At 61.4% G+C, this 246-nt stretch carries 1 protein-coding gene; it reads left to right on the top strand.

The window, feature by feature from the left end:
- The coding region (locus OC446_RS30785; RefSeq protein ID WP_262032640.1) for a transposase at positions 1-246 on the top strand (246 nt) is incomplete at both ends.

The raw sequence follows: 246 nt of genomic DNA, 5'->3' as shown, positions 1-246 counted from the left end.
TGTTCCGCATGGTTCTGGCCGAAGCCCGCAGTCTGATCCGCCAGCGGGATCAGATTGAGAAGCTTGCGCATGCGATGCTGACGGATCACGCTGACTATCAGCGGCTGTGCACGATCCCGGGAATTGGGCCGATCCATGCCCTGACCATCCTGGCCGAGGCTGGCGATTTGCGTCGCTTCGGGCATCATCGGCAGTTCCTGAAGTTCTGCGGCCTTGATCTGGCCACCTGCAAGTCGGGCACGTTCC

This window comes from Microvirga sp. Mcv34 (assembly GCF_024519725.1).
Lineage (GTDB): Bacteria > Pseudomonadota > Alphaproteobacteria > Rhizobiales > Beijerinckiaceae > Microvirga.
Note: the sequence above shows the minus strand (reverse complement) of the source record. Positions and strands in the feature narration are given on the sequence as shown.